7 protein-coding genes are annotated in these 10,622 nt (G+C 64.2%); 6 read left to right on the top strand and 1 reads right to left on the bottom strand.

The genetic code is table 11. The annotated features are described in order from the left end of the window. Positions 1–499: 499 nt before the first annotated feature. From MKK67_RS14530 to MKK67_RS14505, 6 genes are all read left to right on the top strand, one after another. A complete protein-coding gene (locus MKK67_RS14530) occupies positions 500–1,846 on the top strand; it encodes an NAD(P)-binding protein (protein ID WP_243965753.1) in 1,347 nt (448 codons plus the stop codon). A gap of 391 nt (positions 1,847–2,237) precedes the next feature. Continuing rightward, complete coding sequence (locus MKK67_RS14525) at positions 2,238–3,254, top strand: glycosyltransferase family 2 protein (RefSeq protein WP_243965752.1); 1,017 nt, start codon at positions 2,238–2,240, stop codon at positions 3,252–3,254. A 191-nt stretch (positions 3,255–3,445) separates the two neighbouring features. Next, entirely contained in the window at positions 3,446–4,522 is a 1,077-nt protein-coding gene (locus MKK67_RS14520) for a glycosyltransferase family 4 protein (RefSeq protein ID WP_243965751.1), read from the top strand. A 188-nt stretch (positions 4,523–4,710) separates the two neighbouring features. Next, on the top strand, positions 4,711–6,126 hold the full coding sequence (locus tag MKK67_RS14515; RefSeq protein WP_243965749.1) for a lipopolysaccharide biosynthesis protein: 1,416 nt from the start codon (positions 4,711–4,713) through the stop codon (positions 6,124–6,126). Between the two features lie 267 nt (positions 6,127–6,393). Next, complete coding sequence (locus MKK67_RS14510; RefSeq protein WP_243965748.1) at positions 6,394–7,755, top strand: polysaccharide biosynthesis/export family protein; 1,362 nt, start codon at positions 6,394–6,396, stop codon at positions 7,753–7,755. A 77-nt stretch (positions 7,756–7,832) separates the two neighbouring features. Beyond that, positions 7,833–9,269, top strand: coding sequence for a hypothetical protein (locus MKK67_RS14505; protein ID WP_243965747.1), 1,437 nt, complete (start codon positions 7,833–7,835; stop codon positions 9,267–9,269). Between the two features lie 82 nt (positions 9,270–9,351). Here the strand turns inward: MKK67_RS14505 and MKK67_RS14500 are convergent, their stop codons facing one another. Then, positions 9,352–10,479, bottom strand: coding sequence for a glycosyltransferase (locus MKK67_RS14500; RefSeq protein ID WP_243965746.1), 1,128 nt, complete (start codon positions 10,477–10,479; stop codon positions 9,352–9,354). Between the last annotated feature and the right edge of the window lie 143 nt (positions 10,480–10,622).

The following is a 10,622-nucleotide window of genomic DNA, read 5'->3' as shown; positions in this document are numbered from 1 at the left end:
GGGCATCCAGGCCATCGGGATCCGGCAGCGCCATGCCGGGTGTTGAATCACGCCACGGCCAAACCGCAAAACCCCACCGCCCGGATATCTGCCCCAGTTACTCGGGAACGGCTCTAAGTCCTTGATATGACGCGCTCGCTTGCGCCGAACCGGAATTCACTTCGGCGGCGAGCACTCTAACGCCCCTCCCGAGAGGCAGCATCTCCGAAGTCCCGTCCGCCGCATCCGTCGGACCAGGATCCGGCACGCGCCGCCCCTCCCTCGTGAGGAATGTATCTGCGCGCGGAAATAAAATCGTTCTCGCCCCGCTTCGCAGATTTACCGAGCTGCCTGTGATGCGATACGAATGTCCATCGAATCACAATTTGTAATGGAACATATCGCCGATGGGCCAGATAGAAACCTTTATGGCCGCATCATCGCGCCCGCGGCCATGCTGATGCTCGCATCATTCGTATGATGAAGATTGGATATTCTAATCGACATGTCGAGATGAGACATGGTTGATCAGGCAAATTCGACGATCGAACCCCCTGGAACGACTGAAAATTTCGATGCGGTCGTTCTTGGCGCCGGTATCAGCGGCCTCGTCTCGGCCGCGGTCCTAAATGAGCAGGGATACCGGCACGTCCTCGTCATCGATGAATTCGAGAAGTACGGCGGCAATCATATCGATTGTACGATCGGCCCGTACACGTTCGACATCGGAAGTCTTATATTTCAGGACGACTCACCGTTGCTGGCGCATTTTCCGGAGATGCTGCCCCTTTACGTTCCCATCCACCCGACCTGGGGGAAGCTGACGCCGCAAGGCGCCGTTGCAGGCTATCCTCTGTCTATCAGAGACGACATCCTGCGCTCCGGCGTGTGGGGCTGCGTCAGGATCGGATCTTCCCTCCTGTACTCGAGAATATTCCGCTCCAAGATCCGGAATGCGCGCGATTTCGCCCGGTACTGGATCGGCGACTACATGTTGAAAAGGTCGGGTCTGGAAAGTTACATGACGCGCTTCTTCGGCATCGCCGCCGAGAAGGTCGATCTCGATTTTGCCGAAAAACGGATGCTCTGGATCAAGGAGCGCTCCTCCGTGAGGGCGATGCTTCGGCACCTGCGCCCGCACAAAGCGGCCGCGCCCACCAATCGACAACTCGCCCGGCCGCGATCCGGCTTTGACGATCTGTATGCGGTTGCTGCCGAGAAACTGCGCGGACAGGGCACGGTTTTCCGGCTCGGTTGCGAGGTCTCGCGGATCCGAAAAGTCGGGTCGACATTCCATTTCGACGCCGCTGGACGGACCTTGACCGCCGAGCGGGTCGTGTCGACGATTCCGATCAACCGGGCCCTCGATATCTGTGAGCTGGATACCGATGAAACCCTGTCGTCCGTGACGCTGATCAGCCTGTTTTTCAGCTTCTCCGGCAGGACGGGCTTCGATTGCTCGGTCCTGTACAACTTCTCACATGATGGGTTTTGGAAACGTCTGACGATGTATTCCGACTTCTACGGCAAAGCCGAGGGGCGCGACTATTTTGGCGTGGAAGTCATCGCTTCCCAAGCGGGGAACAGTCTGGAGATTGCGGAGCGGGATTTCCGGTCGCATGTCGCGCGCAATCATCTGTTCGACGGCGACCTGAAGCTGGAGGGCGCCCGCTTCGTTCCGAATGCCTATCCGATCTACGTCAACCGGGCACAGGAACGCGTCGCTTTGGCGCTGACGCGACTGCGCGATTTCGGGGTCGAGTCGTTCGGGCGGCAGGGCGGGTTCGATTATCAGCCGACCGCTCGCGTCTCCACCCAGAACGCCGAAGCGCATCTCCGGCGCAGGCCCGAGCCGGAAACCCCCTGACGCCGAACAGCCGTCACGGGACAGGGCTGCCGCCATCTCGGACTCGCGTGTTGGGGTGGTTGAGAGCGCACAGTTATGCTCAACCGTAAGCTTGGAATTGCCTGACACGAAAAATTGAGAGCCTGCGTCATCAGAGCAAAGGATGTGAATTCAGCAATCCAGTCACTGTATATGCCGTCGGCACGAGTGGATTTTATCGGCCGATGGGGATACATCGCGACTTGAGAGCCGTCCCCGGGCGCGTTGCGCGCGTGCGGCTCCGAGTCTTGGTGGGGCCTGCTTTCCTTCGCGAACGGGCTTCCGCTCCGGATATGGGCTCGAAGCCGCGCGGCGTGAGGCGTCCGCGAGCGAGCCTGATCTGCGGGAGCGCGAAACGGAGTGGGCGTCAGTCGTGGAGAGGGAGCCGAGAATCGCCGTCGTCATCACGTGTTTCAATTATGAAACCTACGTGGGCCGGGCGATCCAGAGCGTCGTCGGCCAGAACGCGGCCGATTGCGAACTCGTGGTGATCGACGACGGATCGACGGACCGGTCCTGGGAGGTCATCCAGCAGACGGGCGTTCGCGCTTATCGGATCGCCAACAGTGGGCAACGGTCGGCATGCCTGTACGGTCTCGGCCGGACGCGCGCGCCGTTCGTCCTGTTCCTGGATGCGGATGACGAGTTGCTGCCCGGCGCGCTCGACCGGATCCGCCCGATGCTCGATCCCGGGGTCGCGAAGGTCCAGTTCTGCCTGACCTGCGTCGATGCGACCGGGCACGTCATCGTCGAGCGCTACCCGGCGCTCGAAGCCTTCCGCAGCCAGGACAGGGTCGTCGACGAGATCCTGCGCTCGGGCGTCTACCAGACGCCGCCGACCTCGGGGAACGTGTTCCGGCGGGATGTCTGCGAGATCCTGCACCAGTGCGACTATGATCGCGCGGTCGATGGCGTCATCCTGCTCATCGCGCCGTTCATGGGCGATGTGGTCAGCATCGCCGACAGCCTCGGCCTGTACCGTGTCCATGGACGAAATGATTCGGGGGTCGGGCGTGCCCCGCAGGCCGCGACCTTCGAGCGTGATCTCCGGCGCTTCGAGTTGCGCTTGGCGCATCTGCGCGAACTGGTCCGGCACCTGCGGCCCGAGGCGGCTCTGATCGCAGCCCAGCGGACCTACTACTTTCGGCTTATGGATTTCTCCGCCACGCTCGTTCGAGGCTCCCGATATCGGCCAGGGTCCTTCCTGCAATTGCTCCGCGCTATTCTGACGGAGCCGCGCCCGTGGAAATGGAAGATCGCGAACACGCTGTTCTCCGTGGCGATGTTCCTGGCGCCCCTGCACCAAGCACAGGCCCTTCTCGCGCTCCGGTTCTCCGTCGGGCGACGGTCGGTGCGACAATTTCTGCGTGCAAATAATGCCTCGCACTAGAATCGCAGGCGTCCGAGAATCGCTCAAATTTCCATTTATCCCGTGAATAACCCCACAATACGTAGTCAAATTGTTTCAGACAATTTGTATTGACCTTCTGCGTTGATTAGGATCTGACCTCACCGGCCAAGGTTCCGACGTGTCGGATGTCAAGTTGGGCGGCTCTCGGACGAAGTGAGCGTTGGTGTAACGTGCGAGTTCTGCATCTTCTCAACCACACGCGCCGCATGAACGGCCATGTTCATGCAGCCGTCGATCTCGCCTGCGCGCAGGCCAAGCTCGGCCACACCGTCGCCATCGCGAGCCAGGGCGGTGAATTCGACGCCTTGCTTCAGGAGAACGGCATCGAGAGCTTCATCGTCGATCACGAGCGCCGCCCCGGTCGGATTCTGAGATCCATGGTCGGGCTTAAGGGGCTGCTCAAGCGGTGGCGGCCGGATGTCGTCCACGCGCACATGATGACGAGCACCGTCCTCGCCTGGCCGGCCTGCAAGCTGGCCGGTGTCAGGCTGATCACCACCGTGCACAACGAGTTCGAGAGGGGCGCGATCCTGATGGGGCTCGGCGACCGCGTCATCGCGGTGAGCGCCGCCGTGGCGAAGTCCATGCAGAAGCGCGGCATTTCGGCCTCGCGCATCGACGTGGTGCTGAACGGGACCATCGGCTCCGCACGGATGGCCGATCGCTGCGAGGTTCCGAAAGCGCTCGACCACCCCGCGATCGTGTTCGTGGGCGGGCTCCATCCGCGCAAAGGCTTGCCCGATCTCCTCCAGGCGTTCGACGCGGTGCACGCGCAGCACCCGGCCGTGCGCCTCTACGTGGTCGGCGGCGGCCCGACACAGGATAGCTATGCCCAGATGGCCCGGGAGATGGCCTCCGCGGCCGCGATCACCTTCGCCGGCCCGCAGGACGACCCCTATCCGTGGATGCTGGGCGCCGACATCTTCGTCCTGCCCTCCCATGCCGATCCGGCGCCCCTGGTGCTCTCGGAGGCCCGGGAGGCCGGCTGCGCGGTGATCGCCACGCAGGTCGACGGGATTCCGGAGCTTCTCGATCAGGGACGGTCCGGGATACTCGTGCCGCCGAACGCGCCCGACAAGATCGCGGATGCGCTCCGGATGCTGGTGACCGATCCGGACCTGCTGCAGGCGTGGCGCGCTCACAGCCAGATCGCGATCGACAACCTGCGGATCGAGCGCGTGGCGCGCGAGGTCATCGCGGTCTATGACCGCGCCACCGGATCCAGGGCCAAGCCGTCCGCGGCGTGAGCGCGGCGCAACCGGCACGGTCGTGGAGACGCAGTCAGCATGGCGTCGTGTCGCAGGTCCGGTAATTAGGCCGGACTGAGCTTATCATCGCCATATTGCCCTTATCCGGGTCCAATATCATCGATAGAAGCAGCACGTTTCGCGCCGGCCGCGATCCCGCTCAATGTCGTTCCCCGCAGGATCGGTTTATGCTCACCCTCAAGACGTTACGCGGTGCCGGCTGGAGCGTCGCGGCCCGGACGTCCGCGCGCATGATCGACCTCGTAACGTTGCTCGTCCTCGCCCGGATTCTGACGCCGGCGGATTTCGGCCTCACGGCCATCGCGGTGTCGCTGATCTCGATCGTCGAGATGATTCTCGAAGTGCCGCTGGTGCAGGCTCTGATGCGCCTCCCGAGGATCGAGCGATCGCATCTGGACACCGCCTTCACCCTCGGCCTGCTGCGGGGCAGCGTGGTCGCGGTTCTGATGATGCTCGCCGCCTGGCCGGTCGCGCATATCTACGACGATTCACGTCTCGTCGCGCTCATCCTGTTCCTCGCGCTGGCACCGATCGCGCGGAGCCTCGCCAGCCCCGCGATGGTGCATTTCTACCGCGATCTCGATTTCCGCGTCTCCTTCGTCACGGACTTCTCCGGAAAGATCATCGCCGCGCTGATTTCCGTGGCGACGCTGTATGCGGGGGGCGGATACTGGGCGCTCGTGATCAATCCCGTCATATCGGCCTGGATACCCACGATCCTGTCCTACGTGCTGGCCCCGTACGCGCCGAAGCTCTCCCTGGAAAAGCTGCGCGACTTCTCGGCGTTCACGGGCTGGTTCACCTCGGCGCAGATTCTGACCGCGTTCAGCTGGCAATACGACCGCGTGTTCCTGGGGTACAACGTCGAGAAGTCGGTTCTGGGCCGGTACAGCCTGGCCAGCGACTTCTCGGTCATGCCGACCCAGAGCCTGATCGGTCCGGCCATGCGCCCGGTCATGGCCGCTTTCGCCACCATGGCCGACGACCGGAGGCGTCTGAGCCTCTCGTTCCTGAAGGCGGCCCGCCTGACGATGTTCATCGCATTGCCGGCCGGGATCGGAATCGCGCTGACATCGGACCAGATCGTCAATGTCATCCTCGGCAGCCAATGGAGTTCCGCGGCGGTATACTTGCGGTGGCTGTCTCTGGCGATCATGTTCACCGCCTATTACCAGCCGGTCTATTCACTGTGCCTCGCGGTCGACGAGCCGAACCTGTTGTTGAAAATCAACATGTTCGAAGCCGCGGTGAAGATCCCGTTGATGACGGTGGCGTTCTATACGGGCGGTCTGCTGCTGATGCTGTATGCGCGAGTCCTGGCCGCGGTCATCCATCTGCTGGTCAGCGCCGTTTATGCGCGCCGTGTGATCGGCGTCAGTATCGCGGTGCAGTTGGGCAATCTCTGGCAGGTCGGCCTGTCTTGCATCGTCATGGCGGCCTCGGTCTTCGCCTTGGAGGAAGCGTTGCGACGGGTCGAGATCGGGGCGCTCGCGCCGCTCGCCGCCATGACCCTCTGTGGTGCGCTCGTCTATGCCGCGTCGATGCACATGTGCGGCTTTCGCGTGCGCTCCCTGCGACAATGACCTGGCGGGATCAATCGCGATCGCGACAGGCGTCCGGCAGGGATGTGCTGTCTCCGGATGCCTGGGATCGGCATGTGTTTGTTTGCCATGGCATCGGGTTTTCAGCGTGATCGGCCGGTTCGAGCGTGGCGTAAACTGCCGAGCGGGTTGAGTGCGGCCTGATATCGTATACAGTAACATCCTGCGACGCAGTGCGGCTCGGCGCCCTAATAGAGGTTGTTGGCCGAAGTATTTTGCCGGAAGCCGGTTTCGGTTTGGGAGACTTGGATGTATTGGCGGCAGATCGCTGCGTCTTGCGTGTTCGTGGTTGCCAGCGTTCTCGCAGCACCGGCTGCCGAAGCCCCGGGCCGATACCTGCTCGGCCCGCAGGATCGGTTGACTATTCGCGTCTACGATCTGCGGCGCAACACTGGCGAGGCGTATTCGTGGACCGCGTTGAACGGAGAGTTCTCCGTGGCCGCGGATGGCACGGTGTCGATGCCTCTGATCGGCCAGATCAAGGCGGCCGGCGGGACCCCGACCGATCTGGCCGAGGCGATCGGAACCTCGCTGAAACAGGCGGCCGATCTCGCGGAAACGCCGGCGGCTTCGGTCGAGGTCGCCAGATACCGGCCGTATTATATCACCGGTGCGGTCCAGCGGCCGGGCAAGTTCGAATATCAGCCCAGCCTGACCGTTCTCCAGGCGGTCAGCACCGCGGAGGGGCTCATGCGCGGGTTGGATCCGCGGATGATCCGGCGTGAGATCGTGACGACGCGCGGCGAGTTGCGCACGCTCGTCACAGAGCGGATCGCGCTGGCCGCCAAGCAGGCGCGGCTGGACGCGGAGATCGCCGGTGCGGAGTCCGTCAGTTTCGGCGAGGATCTGAAAGCAGCCCCCGACAAGGCGCGGGCCGATCAGGCCATGCGCGGCGAGCAGCTCCTGTTCGAGACGCGGCGCAACGCGGTCAAGGCGGAGATCGCCGCGATCGAGCAATCCATCGTCAGTTTCCGCGCCGAGATCAGCGCCCTGGAGAACAAGGCTAAATCCCTCGATCGCCAGATCGAGCTGAGCCGGGGTGAATTGAACCTCGTCAACGACCTCGTCGCCAAGGGACTCACGATCACGCCGCGCAAGCTCGCCGCCGAGCAGAGCCAAGCCGCGTTCGAGAGCAACAGGCTGGACGTTCAGGTCGCGACGCTGCGCGCTCAGCAGAGCCTGACGCGGGCCGAGCGCGACATCATCGAGCTCCGGTCCCGGTTCCGCCGCGACGCCCTGGCCGATGCGGCGGAGACGCGCCTCAAGCTCGGGCAGAACGACGAGAAGACGCTGACCGCCGGGCGGCTCTCGGCGGATGCCGAGTCGCAGATGCTCGGCAGCGGCGAGGAGGGCGGCGAGATGCTGATCCCGCGCTACGAGGTGACCCGCAGGGTCGGCGACCGGTCCAGCACCTGGTTCGCGCAGGAGGATGCCCAGGTGGAGCCCGGCGATGTCGTCCGGGTCACCCTCGTCCGGAACCCGAGCGGTCGGTCCGGGGAGGCGCCGCAAGTCTCCGGGCCGCGCCGCCCGCCCGAGGGCGGCAACGCCAATCGCACCGGGCCGGCCTCCGCAGAGGCCGTGCGTCGCGCCGCGGAAAGTACGGATCGGTAGGACGCGATGCCGGTTCGCTCGCGGGAAGACGCGATCCTCGGCCAAATTATCGGTCTTGACCTCGAGGCAAGCGGATCATGAGCTTCGAGCCGATCGGCGCCATCACGATCGTTGTCGGGCTGTTCTGCCTGTTGTTCGGCACCCGATCGACGGTGGTGGCGTTCGTCGTGTTCTGCACGCTCGGGTCAGCCGCCGCGCTGCTGCTCGGCGGTGCCAACGTTCAGCCGGCACACCTGTTTCTCGTCTTCCTGGCCATCTCGACGCTGTTCTGGCGCAAGACCTCCATCACGATGCTGGAGGCGCTCAAGATCACCGAGCCCGGCTTCTGGCTGCTCTGTCTGGTCCTGTACGGCGTGCTGAGCAGCTATGTCATGCCGCGTCTGTTCGCCGATGCGACCTACATCATCCCGCTCGGCACTTCGACGCATCTGAGCACCTATGACGGCGCCGTGCCGCTGGGACCGGTCTCCAGCAACCTGACCCAGCCAATCTATCTGATCGGCGACCTCGTCTGCTTCCTCATGATCGCGACCGTCGGGTCGACGCAACGGGGTCTTGCGACGCTTGCCACCGCGCTGACCGCCTACGCAGCCACCAATATCGGCTTCGGCATCCTCGACCTGCTCACGAGCGCGACCGGCACCCAGGAGGCGCTGCAATTCATCCGGAACGCCCAGTACACGTTCCACGATGAGGAGACCATCGGCACGATGCGGCGGATCATCGGCTCCTGGCCGGAGGCCTCGGCCTTCGCCAGCATGACGCTGGGGGCGCTCGGGTTCACCGGCATGCTGTGGCTCTGCGGACGCAATCCCCTCGTCACCGGGTCCTTGGCCCTGCTGTCGCTGCTGTTCGTGGTGATCTCGACGTCATCGACCGGGCTGGTCGGCTCGGTGGTCGTCCTGGGACTCCTCTACGTCACGGCCGTGCAGCGGTGCAGCATGCGCCCGCAAGATCGCTTCAGCGCCGCGACGGTCGTCCTCGGTCCGCTGGTTCTCTGCCTGATCGTGCTGCTCGTGCTGGTCACCGAAGGCGTGGCGGAGAGGATCTACGAGTATGTCGACACGCTGATCTTGAGCAAGGCGCAGACAGATTCGGGCGTCCAGCGCTCGTACTGGAACACGCTCGCCTGGCAGAATTTCTTCGACTCACGGGGCCTCGGGGTCGGCCTCGGGACGAACCGGACCTCCAGCTTTCCGCTGGCGGTGTTGTCGAATGTCGGCGTTCCGGGCGCGGTCTTCTACCTGTTGTTCCTCGCGACCGTGTTCGGCGTCCGCCGGGGCGAGCCCCGGAGCTATTCGAGCGACGTGCGCGCAGCGTCTCGTCTTGCCTGCTTGTCCCTGCTGACCGGGAGTATCATTGCCGGGCCTACGGTCGACCAGAGCCTGCTGTTCTACGTCTTCGCCGGGGTCGCATCTGCCTGGCCGGAACGCGAGCGGCTCCCCACCGCGCAGTCCGCAGGGCTCGTCTCCGACCCTCTCGCCCTGGCATCGATGCGATCCGCGCTGCGGTAGCGATCGGGCCAGGGTCGGACGGGGCCGCGACCGGCGCGCAAGGGAGCCGGTCGCTTTCGCTGCGTTCTCGATGACGGCGCGTTCACGCGGCCAAATCGGCTCCGACAGCTCGCCGGATGGCTTCGGCGTGAATTTTTGCCGTGTTCTCGACGCTGTACTGCTCGATGTTGTGCCGTCGGAAGTCGGCAAACGTCTTCTCTTCGGCGATATGGTCGCAGTAGTGGTTCATGGCCTCCACCAGCGCGGCTTCGTCGTTCGACGGGACCAGCTGCCCCAGGCGGCGGTCGACCAGGATGTCGCTGGGTCCGAACTCGCAATCGGTCGAGATGACCGGGAGCCCGCACCGGAGCGCTTCGCAGATCGCCAGCGACCAGCCCTCCCATCGCGACGTGGCGACGAACACGTCGCTGGCATACAATGCCCGCTGCGGGTTATCCGGATGGAATTCGAGCTTGACCACCTCCGACAGGCCGAGGCGTCGGATCCGATCGGACAGGGCGGGCTCGTCGGCCCCATGGCCGACGAGCCGCAGCCTTATGTCCTGGCGCCGCTCGTAGAGCCGGGCGAACGCGTCGATCAGGAGGTCCTGGCCCTTCTGGTAGTCGTAGCGTCCGACATTGACGAACGTCACCAAGCCGGCCGGCGGCTTCTCCTCGGCTGCCGGAGGCTCGAATTTCCGGACCGGGTTCGGCACCCAGACGGTCGGCCTGCGGCAGTCGAAATCCTCGGTGAAGGCTCGGAGCTGCCGGGGCGAGGTGCCGAACACCACCGTCACCTGTCGCAGGACGAGATGCCGGAGGAGGAAGAACAGGATCTTCGCCTTGAGATGCCCGTTCTCCCGGCGCGGATTTCCGTGCAGGTGCATCGCGATAGGCCGCTTCAAGCCCAGTCGCGCAAACCAGAAGATCACCGTTGGATCGATCTGCGGGACCACGACGAGATCGTAGCGCTTGTCCCGGACGACGCTGCGGAACGCCCGCATGAGACCCAGGCGTGACGAGACCGCGCGCCTGACGATGTTGTAGGCCCGCGGGGTGGACGGATAATTGCGGTGCTCGGACACCAGCAGGACATCGACGTCGAATGCGTCGCCGTAGGTCTTGGCCAGCTCCGTGCAGATCTCGTCATTGACCCGTTCGATGCCCGCAAAGACGCTGGTGCCGGGCTGGCAATAGAGGACTCTGATCTTTCGACCGGTCGCGGCTGGCATCAACGATACTCCGAAGGATGGTTTGCAGGAGCGGCAATCCCCGCAAGACTGCCACGCCGGCGCGGCTTCGCTCGGACCGTCGCAGGTCTTCCGTCGAGCCGGAGGCCGGCTCGGCCCAGGAAGGCGCGTCGGAGCATGAGCAC

It is taken from the genome of Methylobacterium sp. J-072, assembly GCF_022829425.1.
In the GTDB taxonomy this organism is placed as follows: domain Bacteria; phylum Pseudomonadota; class Alphaproteobacteria; order Rhizobiales; family Beijerinckiaceae; genus Methylobacterium.
Note: the sequence above shows the minus strand (reverse complement) of the source record. Positions and strands in the feature narration are given on the sequence as shown.

Excerpts from the sequence above, each read along its gene's own strand:
- MKK67_RS14530 (WP_243965753.1), top strand. The coding sequence starts at position 500 with ATGGTTGATCAGGCAAATTCGACGATCGAACCCCCTGGAACGACTGAA.
- MKK67_RS14500 (WP_243965746.1), bottom strand. The coding sequence starts at position 10,479 with ATGCCAGCCGCGACCGGTCGAAAGATCAGAGTCCTCTATTGCCAGCCC.
- MKK67_RS14505 (WP_243965747.1), top strand. The coding sequence starts at position 7,833 with ATGAGCTTCGAGCCGATCGGCGCCATCACGATCGTTGTCGGGCTGTTC.
- MKK67_RS14515 (WP_243965749.1), top strand. The coding sequence starts at position 4,711 with ATGCTCACCCTCAAGACGTTACGCGGTGCCGGCTGGAGCGTCGCGGCC.
- MKK67_RS14510 (WP_243965748.1), top strand. The coding sequence starts at position 6,394 with ATGTATTGGCGGCAGATCGCTGCGTCTTGCGTGTTCGTGGTTGCCAGC.